Annotated in this window: 15 protein-coding genes; 14 read left to right on the top strand and 1 reads right to left on the bottom strand. The window is 43.6% G+C overall.

The window, feature by feature from the left end:
- The first annotated feature begins 5 nt into the window (after positions 1-5).
- From aspS to wrbA, 7 genes are all read left to right on the top strand, one after another.
- Positions 6-1793, top strand: coding sequence for an aspartate--tRNA ligase (gene aspS / locus NV379_RS15710; RefSeq protein WP_258208267.1), 1788 nt, complete (start codon positions 6-8; stop codon positions 1791-1793).
- 67 nt (positions 1794-1860) lie between these two features.
- Positions 1861-2610, top strand: a complete 750-nt coding sequence (locus NV379_RS15705) for a tRNA threonylcarbamoyladenosine dehydratase (RefSeq protein ID WP_258208266.1) — start codon at positions 1861-1863, stop codon at positions 2608-2610.
- 165 nt (positions 2611-2775) lie between these two features.
- Entirely contained in the window at positions 2776-4095 is a 1320-nt protein-coding gene (locus NV379_RS15700; RefSeq protein WP_258208394.1) for a replication-associated recombination protein A, read from the top strand.
- Between the two features lie 393 nt (positions 4096-4488).
- Positions 4489-5775: a hemolysin family protein gene (locus tag NV379_RS15695; protein ID WP_258208393.1), complete on the top strand. Its 1287-nt coding sequence runs from the start codon at positions 4489-4491 to the stop codon at positions 5773-5775.
- Positions 5776-5912: 137 nt separating this feature from the next.
- Positions 5913-6356, top strand: a complete 444-nt coding sequence (locus NV379_RS15690) for a MarR family winged helix-turn-helix transcriptional regulator (protein ID WP_258208265.1) — start codon at positions 5913-5915, stop codon at positions 6354-6356.
- A gap of 72 nt (positions 6357-6428) precedes the next feature.
- Positions 6429-7199, top strand: coding sequence for a pirin family protein (locus NV379_RS15685; protein ID WP_258208264.1), 771 nt, complete (start codon positions 6429-6431; stop codon positions 7197-7199).
- A 42-nt stretch (positions 7200-7241) separates the two neighbouring features.
- Positions 7242-7868 (top strand): NAD(P)H:quinone oxidoreductase, encoded by a 627-nt coding sequence (wrbA, locus tag NV379_RS15680; protein ID WP_258208263.1) that lies wholly within the window; start codon positions 7242-7244, stop codon positions 7866-7868.
- Between the two features lie 76 nt (positions 7869-7944).
- Here wrbA and mnmA read toward each other — a convergent pair whose 3' ends face one another.
- A complete protein-coding gene (gene mnmA, locus NV379_RS15675) occupies positions 7945-9030 on the bottom strand; it encodes a tRNA 2-thiouridine(34) synthase MnmA (RefSeq protein WP_258208262.1) in 1086 nt (361 codons plus the stop codon).
- 217 nt (positions 9031-9247) lie between these two features.
- On the opposite strand from mnmA, the gene cymR reads away from it, so the two are divergent.
- The 7 genes from cymR to NV379_RS15640 all read left to right on the top strand — a co-directional run bounded on the left by cymR (position 9248) and on the right by NV379_RS15640 (position 16620).
- A complete protein-coding gene (gene cymR, locus NV379_RS15670; RefSeq protein ID WP_258208261.1) occupies positions 9248-9667 on the top strand; it encodes a cysteine metabolism transcriptional regulator CymR in 420 nt (139 codons plus the stop codon).
- Positions 9668-9679: 12 nt separating this feature from the next.
- Entirely contained in the window at positions 9680-10831 is a 1152-nt protein-coding gene (locus NV379_RS15665) for a cysteine desulfurase family protein (protein WP_258208260.1), read from the top strand.
- A gap of 74 nt (positions 10832-10905) precedes the next feature.
- Positions 10906-11421 carry a PRC-barrel domain-containing protein gene (locus NV379_RS15660; protein ID WP_258208259.1) on the top strand — a complete coding sequence of 172 codons (516 nt, stop codon included), beginning with the start codon at positions 10906-10908 and terminating at the stop codon, positions 11419-11421.
- Between the two features lie 9 nt (positions 11422-11430).
- Positions 11431-11637 carry a YrzR-like zinc ribbon domain gene (locus tag NV379_RS15655; RefSeq protein WP_258208258.1) on the top strand — a complete coding sequence of 69 codons (207 nt, stop codon included), beginning with the start codon at positions 11431-11433 and terminating at the stop codon, positions 11635-11637.
- Between the two features lie 343 nt (positions 11638-11980).
- A complete protein-coding gene (locus NV379_RS15650) occupies positions 11981-13057 on the top strand; it encodes an AI-2E family transporter (RefSeq protein ID WP_258208257.1) in 1077 nt (358 codons plus the stop codon).
- Positions 13058-13634: 577 nt separating this feature from the next.
- On the top strand, positions 13635-16265 hold the full coding sequence (gene alaS, locus NV379_RS15645; protein WP_258208256.1) for an alanine--tRNA ligase: 2631 nt from the start codon (positions 13635-13637) through the stop codon (positions 16263-16265).
- 94 nt (positions 16266-16359) lie between these two features.
- On the top strand, positions 16360-16620 hold the full coding sequence (locus NV379_RS15640) for an IreB family regulatory phosphoprotein (protein WP_308860297.1): 261 nt from the start codon (positions 16360-16362) through the stop codon (positions 16618-16620).
- Positions 16621-16628 lie beyond the last annotated feature (8 nt).

Here is a 16628-nt window from a genome sequence, read left to right as displayed (position 1 = left end):
TAATAATGCTAAGAACACATAACTGTGGCGTAATTAGTAAAGACCATGTTGGGGAGACAGTCACACTTAATGGTTGGGTACAAAGAAGACGTGACCTAGGTGGCGTACACTTTATCGACCTTCGTGACCGCAGTGGTTTCGTACAAATCGTATTTAACCCTGATTTCTCAGGTGAAGCTCTTAAAGTAGCAGATCGTGTTCGTAACGAGTTCGTGCTTGCTGTAACAGGTAAAGTTGTTGAGCGTGATGCAGAGACAGTGAACAAGAACATTCCGAATGGGGATGTTGAAGTTCAAATTACGGAAATCGAAATTTTGAACGCTGCAAAAACAACTCCATTCTTTATTGAAGATGGGATTGAGATTGATGAGTCCTTACGCCTTAAATATCGTTACTTGGACCTTCGTCGTCCAGAAATGCAGAAGACGTTAATGCTTCGTTCGAAGCTTTCGAAAATTTTCCGTGATTACTTAGATGACAATGGATTCGTGGATGTAGAAACGCCAATCCTAACGAAATCAACACCAGAAGGTGCACGTGATTATCTTGTGCCGAGTCGTGTACACCCAGGTGAATTCTACGCATTACCACAATCTCCACAGCTATTTAAGCAGTTATTGATGGTGAGTGGTCTTGAGCGTTACTACCAAATCGCACGCTGCTTCCGTGATGAAGATTTACGTGCTGACCGTCAACCGGAATTCACACAAGTCGACATCGAGACTTCATTCTTGAATCAAGATCAATTGTTCGAGATGATGGAAGAATTGATTGCTCGCTTTATGAAAGAAACTAAAGGTATTGAGATTGAATTGCCACTTCAACGTATTACTTATGCAGATGCAATGGGTAAATACGGTTCCGATAAGCCAGATCTTCGCTTTGGACTTGAGCTTGTTGATCTTGCAGATCTTCTTGCAGACACAGAAGCTAAAGTATTCGCTGCTGCGATTAAATCCGGCGGTCAAGTGAAGGCACTTAATGCAAAAGGCTGCGGTACATGGAGTCGTAAAGATATCGATGACTTGACTCCATTCGCAATGCGTTATGGCGCGAAAGGTTTAGCATGGATTCAAATGAAAGACGGCGAGATGAAAGGCCCTATCGTGAAATTCATAAGTGAGTCCGAACAAGCGGCAATCAAGGAGCGCCTAGGTGCAGAAGAAGGCGACTTGCTATTGTTCTCTGCTGACACGAAGAAAGTTGTTGCAGATGTACTCGGTAACCTTCGTCTTAAGATTGGTAAGCAACTCGGTCTAATCGACGAGTCTAAGTTTAAGTTTGCTTGGGTTGTTGATTTCCCACTTCTAGCTTACGATGCAGACGAGAAGCGTTATGTGGCAGAACATCACCCGTTCACACGTCCAAGAGAAGAGGATTTACACTTCTTCGATACAGATCCTGGCCAAATTCGTGCGCAAGCATACGACTTGGTGCTTAACGGATACGAAGTGGGCGGCGGCTCGATGCGTATTTACAAGCGTGAAGTACAAGAGAAGATGTTCGCAGCACTTGGCTTCTCACCTGAGGAGTACAATGAGAAATTCGGCTTCTTGCTTGATGCATTCGAATATGGAACACCTCCACACGGTGGTATCGCATTCGGTCTAGACCGTCTAGTCATGTTAATCTCGGGTCGCACGAACCTTCGTGAGACGATTGCATTCCCTAAGACTGCGAGCGCAACAGACTTGCTAACGGATGCTCCAAGCCAAGTAGACAACAAGCAATTGGATCAGCTTTCCTTACAAATTGCTTTGAAGAAGCAAGCTGAAACAAAGGTTAATGCATAAGATTGACATTATCAACGATGAAAGGGCCCGGTAGGGCCCTTTTTTAAACAGGAGGTTCAATAACGGGATGTTACATCAATTTTCTCGTACCGAGTTGGCAATTGGGCCAGATGGCTTGGAATTAATGAAGAATAGTACGGTAGCTGTACTTGGTGTTGGCGGGGTCGGTTCGATGGCAGCTGAGGCGCTTGCACGTACGGGTGTAGGACGCATTGTGCTTGTTGATAAAGATGTCGTAGACATTACGAACATTAACCGTCAAATTCATGCACTTACAACAACTGTAGGTCAATCCAAGGTTGATTTGATGCGTGATCGAATTAAACTGATTAACCCTGAATGTGAAGTCGTTACGCTTCATATGTTCTATACGGAAGAGACGTATGAACAACTATTTGCTTACCCACTTGATTATGTAGTGGATGCAGCGGATACGATCATTTACAAGATTCATTTGATTAAAGAGTGTTTATCTCGTAAAATTCCGATCATCTCATCGATGGGTGCAGCAAACAAAATGGACCCTTCACGTTTCCAAGTGGCAGATATTTCGAAAACATCCGTAGACCCGATCGCTCGTGTTGTTCGTACGAAACTGCGTAAAGACGGGATCAAGAAGGGTGTTAAGGTCGTATTCTCCACAGAAGAGCCGATGAAACCTCGTGAAGATGTAACGAAGAAAATCGTTCCGGCGACAGCTCCTGATATTCGTAAGGCGAAGCAGCCGCCATCATCTAATGCATTCGTTCCACCAGTAGCTGGTCTCATTGCTGTTAGTGTGGTTGTGAAGGATTTATTGAAAAAACTGGAGCAATAGTAAGAGCAAACAATCAAATTGTGAATTGTAAAATCATTAATGACAGGCCGGTGTTTAGGGCTAAAGTCGTTAATGATTTTTTGTTAAGAATATGCGGTTAATAATGGGGTTTCATGACAAATAGGGTGGTAAAAGTTATAATTGAGGGAAGGAGATGAACGGAACATGGATTTATTTACGTATGCCCAAGAGGCGGAAGGCAATCGTTCGAAGTTGCTCGCAGACCGAATGCGGCCAAGGACGCTAGAAGAATATATTGGACAAGAACATATCGTAGGAGCAGGTAAATTGTTACGCCGTGCGATTGAAGCGGATCAAGTAACATCGGTCTTACTCTACGGACCGCCAGGTTCAGGGAAGACGACGCTAGCGCATATTATATCGAATACCACGAAGGGTGAATTCGTAAAGCTGAACGCGGTGGATGCTAGTGTTAAAGATGTGCGGGATGTGATTGAGCAAGCGAAGCAGATCAAAGCGATGTACGGTCGCAAGACGATTCTCTTCTTGGATGAGGTGCATCGCTTTAATTCAGCCCGGCAGGACGCTTTGCTGCCGGCAGTGGAAGAGGGCACCATTATATTCATTGGTGCCACGACGGAGAACCCGTTCCGCTACGTGAACGGGGCGTTACTATCCCGCTCGACGCTGTATCAGCTCGAGCCGCTAACCCCAGAGCATGCGCTCATCGCCATGCGCCGCGCCATCACCGACGAGTCCCGCGGGCTCGGCGGTATCCGCATCAGCGCGGAAGAGGATGCGCTTGCGCATATCGCGCACATGGCGAATGGGGACATTCGCCGTGCGCTGCAAGCGCTCGAGCTAGCCGCGCTGTCGACACCCCCAGATGCGGGCGGCACGATCCGCATCGATCTCACGACGGCGGAAGAATCGATCCGCCGTCCATTCGTGAAAGCGGACGAGTCGACGCAGTACGACGTCTTGTCCGCTTTCCACAAGAGCGTCCGCGGCTCTTCGAGTGCCGCGCTGTTCTGGTTTCTCTACGCGGTAGAGAAACTAGGGATGGACCCGAAGGTGTTCCTTCGCAGACTAATCGTCGCGTGCTCCGAAGATATAGGGCTTGCCAATCCACAAGCGATGCCACAGGCAGTCGCTGCTCTTGACGCTTTTCAACAGATCGGCTGGCCGGAGTCGAAGTATGTCATTTCCCAGGCAATTTTGTTTGCAGTAGAAAGTCCGAAGTCGAATGCCGTCACACTGGCAATCCTCAAGTCAATGGCACTGATGGATCAGATACGTTCGGCGGATGTACCGATGCATTTGCGTGACACACACTATAGTGGCGCAGAGCAGTTAGGCCACAAAGGTTATATGTATCCGCATGATTATCCGAATCATTATGTGGAGCAGCAATATTTACCGACAGCAATTAAAGACGAAATTATATATGAAGCTACCGATCAAGGTATGGAAGCCAAAATCCAGATCAATCAACAGAAACGGCGAATATCCAGAAAGCGTTAATTGCTGTTTAGATAGAAAGCAAATGGATAAATCGCCGTATTTGCAGATTTTTCTTGTTCTAGGGCTCAAATTGCTCGTATTTATAGGATAAAGCTATCCATTAGGAAGTATTATCGCCCCTAGGTTCATTCTAGGTCGTTTGACGATACAGTTTATAACTAGATATAATTAAAGCAGTATACCTAATTTAGTAACCAAAAAGTATAAAAAGCTAGAAAGGAGTGAGACACCGATGGGGAGTTGACGGTTGTAAGAGGATGGACGTTTAGCGGAAAGTTTGATGCAACATAATTATTCATAATCCGAAGGAGGTGTACCTATCCTGCTTATGTTTAGAGGATAGGAACTAATTTGACAGACCCTTTACCGAGTATATTGAACTTAGTATTAGTGATGTTTCTGGTATTATTGAACGGATTTTTCGTAGCAGCTGAATTTGCAATGGTGAAAGTGAGAAGCAGTCGGATCGATACGCTTGCTGATGAAGGGAATAAGCGGGCTGGTTTCGCACAGAACATTGTTAACAATTTAGATGCTTACCTTTCGGCGTGCCAGTTAGGAATTACGCTAGCATCATTAGGACTAGGTTGGCTGGGTGAACCTGCTATTGCGAATTTGATTCGCCCAATGCTTGGATATATTGGAATTACGAGTGATGTACTCGTTTCTACAGTATCATTTATTATTGCGTTTGTACTTATTACGATTTTACACATTGTATTAGGTGAGTTAGCACCAAAGACACTTGCGATACGCAAGTCAGAGAAAGTAACATTGTGGACTGCTGCACCAATGATGTTCTTCTACAAAATGATGTACCCATTCATTTATGTACTTAACAACATGGCGAACTGGTTGCTCCGTCTAATCGGAATTGAACCAGCAAGTGAGCACGATTCGGCTCATACCGAAGAAGAAATTCGGATCTTGATGAAAGAAAGTAACAAGAGCGGACTTATTAATAATACAGAACTTGCTCTAGTTGATAATATCTTCGATTTTGCAGAGACGACAGCCCGGGAAATTATGATTCCCCGCACAGAGATGATCTGTCTGTATACGAATCTGTCATTTGAAGAGAACAAACAAATTGCTTTGGAGGAAATGCGCACAAGATATCCGATCTGTGAAAAAGACAAGGATAACATTGTAGGCTTTATCCATATCAAAGACTTGCTCAGACACCAAGAAATAAAAGACTATCGTTCGATCATTCGACCTATCACATCCATTCCAGAATCCATGCAAATTAGTAATTTGCTGAAACTGATGCAGAAGAAGAAGACGCAAATTGCAATCCTAATCGACGAGTATGGCGGGACATCAGGGCTTGTTACACTTGAAGATATTATGGAGGAGATCGTTGGAGAAATCCAAGATGAATTTGATGAAGAGCGCGCAGTAATTGAGAAGAAGGATGAATCCACTTACTCGCTTGATGGTCTGATGTTAATTGATGAAGTCAATGACTACTTTGGGTTTGAGATGGAATCAGAAGATTATGATACCATTGGAGGATGGCTGTATTCACAGATTGAAATTCCTCCAAAAAAAGGTCAATCAATCACATATAACGATTATGTACTGATTGTGGATGAGACGGACCACTTGCGGATCTCCAGGATTATTGTACAAAAAAGAAAGCATATTGAAGAGGATACCATTGAAGCGGTATCTTAACGATAAAGAAGAGAAAGTGCCCGATGTCGGGTGCTTTCTTTTTTTACAAATGATAACATTGATGTGGTTGACATGTGATGTTGGTTGATTTATAATTATCTTAAATTAAAGATATTATTTCGGAAGGAGCAGTAAGGATGGTTGAGAAGAAGAAAGATCTAGCCTTAGACCTATTCATTGTCTTATCTCGTGCTTTTAATTCTGTGGCTGCACATACAACCCGAGATATTCGAGAAAGCGGTCTAAACGTAACTGAATTTGGAGTACTGGAGCTGCTTTGGCATAAAGGCGCACTTCCGCTTCAACAAATTGGTGAGAAAGTATTGATGTCCAGCGGGAACATTACGTATGTCGTGGATAAGCTTGAAGCTAAAGGCTTGCTCGTACGAAAGCCATGTCCTGAAGATCGACGTGTGACTTTCGCGGAAATTTCCGATAAGGGCAGCGAGATGATGGAACAACGTTTTCCTAAACATGAAGATGTCATCAGACATGCAACAGCAGGACTAGACGCAGAGGAAAAGCAGCAAATTATTAAACTGTTAAAGAAGTTAGGGATCTCCGCGCAGAAGACGTTTTAGCCTCTTCTGTTTGTTATAAATCTTAAATTTAAGATACTTTATATTAAACATATTATTGGAGGATTGATGAACATGACTGTACACATTTATAAGCCAGAGCAGCAAGCAATTGGAGCATTTGATGAAGGTAGAATTACAGAACAGAAACCAATTGGTTTTCCAGGAGAAGACTCTGTTCTGCAAGGCATTGGTCCACTCTTCTACTGGGCGTGGGCAGAAGCACATGAAGATAGTGTCATAGGTTTGCATCCACATCGCGGCTTTGAAATTATGACCTATGTGATTGATGGTAAGGTGGGTCATTACGATACACTTGGAACACGTAGTTCAGTAGGTCGTGGTGGAGTGCAGCTAATGCAGACGGCATCAGGAGTGTCGCATGAGGAACATTTTGCAAAAAGTACACAAGGGATGCAAATTTGGTTTGAACCATTCCTGAAGGATGCGTTGAAGCGTAATCCGACTTACACACAGTTCGAACACGACCAGTTTCCAATTGAGATGAAAGATGGAGTCATAATCAAGACGGTTATTGGCGAAGGTTCCTCGATTGAAATTGTTGCAGATGCGAAAATGTGGGATATAGAAGCTTCGGCAGGAGTTGCCTACAAGGCAACGGTTCCGACAGGTTATTCGCTAGCTGTATTGTTACTGGATGGTCAAGGTAAATGGTCGTCTTCGGCAGATAAAGCTATGACACCTGTTCAATCTCGAGATTTCGCTGTATTTCATGCGGAAAATGATACGAAAATTCAACTTGAAGCGACTGAAGATGCACCAATACGCGCGTTAATCATTCAAATTCCGACAGATGTCGAATATCCACTATTAAGAAATAAGTAAGTATTAAACGAACCTATTTTCTATATTGGAGGAAATTATACAATGACGAACATCTTAATCCCATATTACAGTGCATACGGACATATTTATGAAATGGCAAAGGCAGTAGCTGAAGGAGCAAGTAGAGTTGAAGGTGTAGAAGTGCGATTGGTACGTATTCCTGAGTTTGATTTTCTAAAAGAAAAGATGATGAGTCAGCCCTTCTACGTGCAAGCACATGAAGCGCAAAGTCATATTCCAGAAGCTACACATGCGGATTTATCATGGGCAGACGGAATTATATGGGGAATCCCTTCTCGTTATGGCTCAATGCCAGCACAGGTGAAGCAATTCCTAGATTCAGCGAGTTGGCTATGGATGAAAGGGGATCTTGAAGGGAAGGCGACAGCTGTCTTTACAAGTTCGGGTTCGATTCATGGCGGGCAAGAGGCGACAATTCTAACTTCATTCGTACCTCTGATGCATTTCGGAATGATTTTCGTGGGACTGCCTTATGCGGAAAATCCTGAGCAATTAACCGCGGATGGAATTGGTGGATCGCCCTATAGTGCATCCACAGTTGCTGGACCTGATGGCACGAAAACCCCAGATCCACGTGAACTCACAATGGCAGCAAGACTTGGAACGAGAGTAGCTAAAGTATCCCAACCGCTTCAGTCGTTAAAATAACATCACAAAAAAGCCAAAGTACCTCTTATCATATAAGGTTACTTTGGCTTTTATTATTTACATCCAGATGAATGGCTTATTGGTTCACAACGTCGATAATCCCGCCGCCAAGGCAAATGTCTCCATCGTAGAAGACAACGGATTGTCCTGGAGTAATCGCTTTTTGCGGATTGTCGAATACGACTTCACATGTGTTATCGCTAGTGAATCTCATCGTTACACCTTGATCGGCTTGGCGATAACGGAACTTCGCTGTGCACTTGTATTCACCTTGTGGTTTGTTCGGTGAAATCCAGTTTACTTGTTCAGCAGTTAGGCTGTTGGAGTAGAGGTGTGGATCTTGATCGCCTTGCACGACGTAAAGAATGTTCTTCTTCAAGTCTTTACCGGCTACAAACCATGGTTCACCTGTACCTGCGCCACCAATACCAAGACCTTGGCGCTGACCAAGCGTGTAATACATGAGGCCGTCATGACGACCTTTCACTTCGCCGTCATACGTGCAGATGTCGCCTTGTTGTGCAGGTAAGTAGGAACTTAGGAATTCTTTGAAATTACGCTCACCAATGAAACATACGCCAGTTGAATCTTTCTTCTTCGCTGTCGCGAGATCAGCTGTTGCCGCAAGTTCACGTACGCGTGGCTTCGGCATATGACCGATTGGGAACATGGCTTTGGATAATTGATATTGATTGAGTGCATGTAAGAAATAAGTTTGATCCTTGTTCGAGTCATTGCCTCGCAGCAAGACGAATTCGCCATCGCGTTCTTCGACTTGTGCATAGTGACCTGTTGCAATGAACTCCGCACCAAGGTCAAGTGCTTTATTGAGGAATTCACCGAACTTAATCTCACGGTTGCAGAGCACATCCGGATTAGGGGTGCGTCCTGCACGGTATTCATCTAAGAAATAAGCGAACACCTTGTCCATGTATTGTTTCTCGAAATTTACCGTATAAAAAGGGATACCGATCTGATCGCACACACGGCGTACATCTTCTGCATCATCTTCTGCCGTGCAGTGTCCGAACTCATCTGTATCGTCCCAATTTTTCATAAAAACGCCAATGACGTCATAGCCTTGCTCTTTTAGCTCAAGCGCAGCCACAGAAGAATCGACCCCTCCGGACATGCCAAGCACGACACGCGCTTTATCACTCATAGTTAGAACCTCACTTTCCTATGTCTATCACATCTATTATAACGGTTTTAGGCGGAATTATAAAATATGTCATCGTAATGTAACTATTTTTCTGCTACAATCGGTATAATTATGTTAACATGTATTCTGATAAACTCTCTTTAAAAATCGGTTTACATGGTAGACAAATAGGTAAACCTTAAGAGTAGATGATAGATAGTCAAATGAGGTGCTCTGTTTGAAAATTTCAACAAAAGGCCGTTATGGCCTCACGATTATGATGGAACTTGGCAATCGCATGGGTGAAGGTCCAACTTCTCTTAAAAGTATTGCGGAGAAACATCAATTATCGGAACATTATTTAGAACAACTGGTCGCTCCATTACGTAATGCCGGTCTAGTAAAAAGCATTCGTGGAGCCTATGGTGGATATATACTATCGAAAAATCCCGAAGACGTAACTGCGGGAGAAGTGATTCGCGTGCTGGAAGGTCCGATTTCACCAGTCGATTTTGAAGAAGAAGATGACCCAGCCAAGCGTGATTTATGGATCCGTATTCGCGATTCGATTGCAGATGTACTTGATTCCACGACCTTAGCGAATCTCATCTATTTTAAAGATGAAGGCAAACAAGACAATTACATGTTCTATATTTAGCAGGTGATGACAATGAAATCAATCTATTTCGATTATGCAGCTACGTCACCGCTACACCCTGACGTACTGGATGCCATGCTTCCTTATTTAACGGGAATATTCGGTAATGCATCATCCCTTCATGCCTATGGACGAGAGGCTCGCAATGCGCTTAACCGATCACGGGACGCCATTGCGAAGCACTTAGGCTGTCAGTCATCTGAGATTATATTTACAAGCGGTGGCACAGAAAGTAACAACTTGGCGTTGTTCGGTGTTATGCAGGCCTTAGGTCGTGAAAAGAAGCACATAATCACGTCCCAGATTGAACACCACTCTGTACTCCATCCTTGTCAGGAATTAGAGAAGTTAGGTTACGAAGTTACATACTTAGGCGTTGATTCAACTGGGCGTGTGGCGGTCGAAGATGTTGCAAATGCAATTCGTCCGGATACGGCCCTTATCTCCGTTATGTATGGTAATAATGAAGTCGGTACGATTCAACCTATTGAGCAGATTGGAGAAATTGCTCGCAAGCACCAAGTATTGTTCCATGTGGATGGCGTTCAGGCGCTAGGTAAAATTCCACTTCATCTATCGATGCTGCCAGTGGATTTGATGAGTTTCTCTGCTCACAAAATCTATGGACCTAAAGGCGTTGGGGCGCTATACGTCTCGAAACATGTTCCGATTCATGCTTATCAGCATGGGGGCAAGCAAGAACGTAAACGTCGCGGCGGTACAGAGAATGTTGCAGGTATTGTTGGATTCGCCAAAGCGGTTCAAGATGCAGTCGAAGAACTTGATGCTCGAGTTGCTGATCTCAAGCAATTGCGTCAAGGGATGATTAATAAACTTAAGAATGAGCTAGGACCAATTGGTGAACACTGGGTTATCAATGGGCATCCAGATCATACGTTACCTCATATATTGAACATCAGTTTAGTGGGTCTTGATACCGAGACTTTACTGATGAACTTAGACCTAGAAGGTATTGCAGCAGCAAGCGGGTCGGCATGTACTTCCGGATCACTAGAAATTTCTCATGTACTTAAAGCGATGCATTTACCAGAAAATGTTACACTTTCTGCTGTGCGATTTAGTGTAGGAATTGGGAATTCTATGGAGGAAATTGATACGGCTGCCCAAAAAATTGCAACCATCTTGAAACGTACACGTATGTAGAAGGATACGATAAACAATGGCTTGACAACAAGAGGGCGCCGATATCCGAAGTAATCGGATGGAGGTAGAAGAACTTGCGCAAAGCACGTGATATTGTGGGTCTTCCTATTCTTAGCTTACAAACTGGGAAAAAGGTTGGCAATGTGAACGATTTACTCATTAATCAAGAGTGGCAAGTTCATGGCATATGTCTTCGTCAAAAAAATTGGTTTACGACTCCGCAGTATATGAGATGGGATAACATTTCCTCATGTGGAGAGGATGCAATAACCGTTGAAGAAAGTAACTTGCTTACCGAGTGGGATGTAGACACGATCACATTCCTAGAAGGAAAGCGTAAAGTGAAAGGTCTTCCAGTCGTTACAGCCAACGGTATCCAGCTCGGATTTGTTGAAGATGTTTATTTAGAGGAACAATTGGGAAATAAGATAATAGGTTTTGAATTGTCTGAAGGATTCATTTCCGATGTGATAGAAGGTCGCAAGTGGCTTCCTTTAGAGGAACCAGTGATCCAAGGTGAAGATGCGCTCATCGTCCCGGTTCACTGCCAAGATCACTTGAAAGACTTCATTGTAGACAAAGAGGAATAGGGTGAGATTATGATGCGTTGTCCAAATTGTAATTCAAAAGATATAGGTAAAATCGGCTCCCATCAGTTTTATTGCTGGGGCTGTTTCATCGAACTAAGTGTTCACGGCGAGAAAATGTCTGTCTATCAGGTGGAAGAAGACGGTACTCTAAGTTCACTTGATGACTTGTTTTTTGAAGAAGAAATGCAAGATATGCCGCAAGTTCACGCCAACTAGCCATAACAGACTGCTAGATGCAGTCTTTCATTGCATGCGCCGAATTGATGCAGTACAGCCTTTATGAGGTTTGTACTGCTTTGATTCGGCGCTTTTTCTCGTTCTGGTTTATTTTTGAAGGGTTGTACATATACTTTCTTTAAAGTGTGGATGAAATAGTCTGGCCACTGCGGATAAAAGAAACTCTTCCGGTCGCTGTCTCAATCGTGAATTTTGAATTTATTTAATGTTATTTTCACGATTTCAAAGGCGAACACTTCGTTCCTCCAGAGCATCTTTTCTCCTTCGTTCCGCTATTAGTCCACCATTTCACAAGAAAGTCTATGTACAGGAGGTAGTACGCATGGAGCGCTTTTGGAAAAGCCCTTGGTTTGTAGGTCTCGTGTTTGCGCTGCTCGGGCTGCTTACCTTGTTTATGATGCTGCAGATCAAGCCGCTGCTTATCGGAATATTTAAGTTCCTTGAAGCGGTACTTGCACCGTTCTTTGTTGCGCTTATCGTATCCTATGTGCTGAATCCAGTTGTGAATGTGCTAAGTGAGCGGCGTGTACCTCGGACAATCGCTATTCTTCTAATATATGCCTTGTTCTTCGCGTTATTGACAGTGATCTTCATGAATTTGATTCCGGTCTTCATTAAGCAGCTTGATGAGCTTAACGAGCATTTGCCAGAGCTCACAACCAGGGTGCGCATATTTGTAGATGGCTTTAATCAGAATAAGTTCCTCCCAGATTCGATTAGGATGGGCTTTAACAGTTCGCTTCTGAAGATGAATGAAGTCGTCTCTCAGTCGATATCAGGCTATATTAACAGCATTGGTAGTACGTTAAATACGCTTTTTGTCGCATTTATCGTGCCATTCCTGGCTTTCTACATATTAAAAGACTTCCAGCTTATTGAGCGTACTGCGCTTGCGATTGTACCGCGCTCACACCGTAAAGAAGTTGTTTCACTCCTTATTGATATTGACACCGCACTTGGGAGCTACATTCGCGGGCAATTGCTCGTCTGCTTAATAGTCGGGGTGTTTGCCTATATTGGATATTGGATTATCGGCATGCCGTATCCGCTGCTTCTAGCGTCAATTGTGGCTGTCTTTAATATTGTGCCATATTTAGGCCCATTTCTTGGTGCAGCACCTGCGATGCTTATGGCCTCTACGATATCGTTTAAATTAGTGATCTTGGTGGCAATTGTGAATACGATTATTCAGATCATGGAAGGTAACATTATCTCACCGCAAGTAGTCGGTCGTACGCTGCACATGCATCCGCTAACCATCATTATGGTGCTTCTAGTCGGTGGGGAAGTATGGGGAATGCTCGGGATGATTCTAGCCGTGCCATTCTTTGCAGTACTCAAAGTTATCGTTCAACATGTATTTAAATATTACGTTCATCGCAAATCGAAGCGAGTGTAGATTGCCACTAGTTGACATGTATTTCGTGTGTCGATATAATTTGGCTATAAAAATGTTGATGAAATCATAGTCGATTATAGACCACGTTCCAGAGAGAAGGTTACGGTGTTCGCTTTTCGTTCTGAGGATGACTTAGAATGATGCGAAACAGGGTGCAAGAACCTTACGTGAAGGATAATTCACTGCTAATTTCGGAGTGCAGATGAACTCTGCCGGTTGGACCCGTTATCGATCCGCACAAGGAGATTGCAAAATCGATTCAAAGTAAACGATTGCAATAACCAGGGTGGTACCGCGAAAATTAATTCGTCCCTGTATTTAGGGGCGTTTTTTTATTTTCTAAAGACCCTGGGATGCTGCCGATTTATTTATACACCGTGTTTAAAAAGTCTAACGGAAGAGAAAAGAAACACTGTAAGGAGCGGAGCGTTCGACTTTGAAAGAGTGAATACACCATATACCCTAATAAAATTTCACGATTTCACGGAGACCGGAAGTGTTACTTTTATCTGCAATGTCCTGACTTTTGGAACACGAACAACTAAATCTAGAAATTATTTCAAGGGGGCCAATCCAAATGAAATCAAGTGAAATTCGTTCAAAATGGTTGCAGTTTTTTGAAGAAAGAGGACATAAAGTCGAGCAAAGCGCACCGCTTGTGCCGCATAATGACCCATCTTTGCTATGGATCAACGCAGGTATGGCACCATTAAAAGCGTATTTTGACGGAAGAGAGATTCCTGAGAACCCGCGTATCGCAAACGCGCAAAAATGTATTCGTACGAACGACATTGAGAATGTAGGTAAAACACGTCGTCACCATACATTTTTCGAAATGCTTGGTAACTTCTCTATCGGTGACTATTTTAAAGAAGAAGCGATTACTTGGGCTTGGGAATTCTTGACGGATCCGAAATGGATCGGATTTGATCCAGAGCGTATCTCCGTAACAGTATACGAAGAAGATCAAGAAGCATTCGACCTATGGAATAAGAAGATTGGCTTGCCAGATGAGCGTATCTACAAGCTTGGTAAGGATAATTTCTGGGATATCGGAGAAGGTCCATGTGGTCCTTGTACAGAAATTTTCTATGACCGTGGTGAGAAATATGGCGATCTAAGTGATCCAGAATGCTGGCCAGGTGGGGAGAACGAACGTTTCCTTGAAGTGTGGAACAACGTATTCTCCCAATTCAATCATAACAAAGACGGTTCTTACACACCGCTTCCGAAGAAGAACATTGATACGGGCGCAGGTTTGGAACGTTTCGCTTCCATCTTGCAAGACGTAGACTCGAACTTTGATACAGATTTATTCATGCCTTACATCGAGAAAACGTGTGAACTAGCTAAAGTGGAATACCACGTGAATGATGAGCATGACGTTGCATTAAAAGTAATCGCTGATCACATTCGTACGGTTGTATTTGCTGTGGGTGATGGCGTATTGCCTTCGAACGAAGGTCGTGGCTACATTATTCGTCGCTTGCTTCGCCGTGCGGTTCGTTACGGTAAAGTGCTTGGTATGGACAAGCCATTCCTACACACATTGACACCAATTGTTTGTGAAGTAATGGGTTCCCACTACACGGAAATCGTAGAGAAACAGGAATTCATCGAGAAAATTATTCGCCTTGAAGAAGAGCGTTTCCACGAAACATTGTCTGATGGCCTCAATATCTTAGCTGAGATGGTGGAAAAAGCACGTGAGAACGGTTCTTCCGAAATTTCAGGAGCAGATGCGTTTAAATTGTATGACACATACGGTTTCCCGTTTGATTTGACGGAAGATTTTGCAGCGGAAAAAGGAATGAGAGTGGATCAAGCTGGTTTTGATGTTGCCATGCAAGAGCAGCGTGATCGTGCACGTGCAGCACGTCAAGATTCCGATTCTATGAAGGTACAAGGCGGACCGCTTAGCCAATTTACGGATAAAACCGAATTTGTTGGATATAATGAAATGGGAGTATCTGCTAAAGTAATCGCAATCGTTCACGAGCAGCAATTCGTTGAGTTCGTAGGCGTTGGCGAGACTTGCCAAGTGATCTTGGATCGCACACCTTTCTATGCAGAAAGTGGTGGTCAAGTTAGCGACACAGGTACAATGAAGAACGAAGAAGTTACACTTGTTGTTGAAGATGTAAGCAAAGCACCACACGGTCAATTCGTGCATACAGTTCGCGTTGAATCTGGTGTGCTTCGTAATGGTGTTGAAATTGTGGCTGAAATCGCACGCGACAATCGTGAAGATATCATCAAGAACCATACAGCGACTCACTTGCTGCACAAAGCATTAAAAGAAGTGTTGGGTACGCATGTTAATCAAGCAGGTTCCTTAGTTGAAGCTGAGCGTCTACGCTTTGACTTCTCACACTTTGGTTCAATTACAGCTGAAGAATTGCAAGAGATTGAACTTCGTGTGAATAAGCAAATTTGGATTAATACACCTGTTGATATTTCTTCCAAGGCAATTGATGAAGCAAAAGCAATGGGTGCAATGGCTCTGTTCGGTGAAAAATATGGCGATGTTGTTCGTGTCGTTCAGATCGGTGATTACAGCTTAGAGCTTTGTGGTGGTTGCCACGTAGCGACAACAGGACAAATTGGTATGTTCAAGATTGCTTCTGAGTCCGGTATCGGCTCTGGCGTACGCCGTATTGAGGCTGTGACAGGCCGCTGCGCCTATGAATATATGGATGGTCAGCTAAACCTGCTTAAGGATGCAGCTGAGTTACTCAAATCCAACATTAATGATGTGCCAAAGCGTGTGGAAGCAACTCTTGCGAATGCAAAAGAAATGCAGCGTGAGATTGACTCCCTACGTGGCAAATTAAGCCGTATTGAAGCGGGTTCACTAAATGATCAAGTGAAAGTAATTGGCGGCGTACAAGTACTTACAGCTGCTGTGAATGCACCTGACATGGATTCACTTCGTAACATTGTAGATGAAATGAAAGGCAAGCTTGGTTCTGCTGTTATCGTACTAGGTGCAGTTTCTGGCAACAAAGTGAACCTTGTAACAGCTGTTACACAAGATTTGATTCCACAAGGTTTCCACGCAGGTAAGATTATTAAAGAAGTAGCGACAATTTGCGGTGGTTCTGGCGGTGGACGTCCTGACATGGCGCAAGCTGGTGGTAAAGATCCTGCGAAGCTAGAAGAGGCTCTTCAATCCGTAGAATCGCTAGTTTCGACGATTTTAAAGTAATATTTTCAAATGTGACATGATATTTGCTATCTTGTGTCAGCATTTTGTGAGATAATGAGAAAGAGTTTTGTAGATGGGAATGGAGGTGTATGCGGTGAGTACAATGGATAAGACGATGAAATTCAGTATGAAAGCTGAAGAAATCGATGTTACACCCAAAGAGGTGCTTCTTACCGTTTATAATGCGCTGCAGGAGAAGGGATACAATCCAATTAATCAAATAGTAGGGTACCTTCTATCTGGAGACCCGGCTTACATTCCGCGTCATAACAATGCGCGCAGTCTCATTCGTAAGAGAGAACGAGATGAACTGGTAGAAGAATTGGTTCGCTCGTATCTTAGTCAGCATAAATGAAGGATTGA

Origin of the sequence: Paenibacillus radicibacter (genome assembly GCF_024721995.1) — a bacterium.
GTDB lineage: Bacteria > Bacillota > Bacilli > Paenibacillales > NBRC-103111 > Paenibacillus_AM > Paenibacillus_AM radicibacter.
The sequence above is the reverse complement of the archived record's forward strand: the minus strand, read 5'-3'. Positions and strand labels throughout refer to the sequence as shown.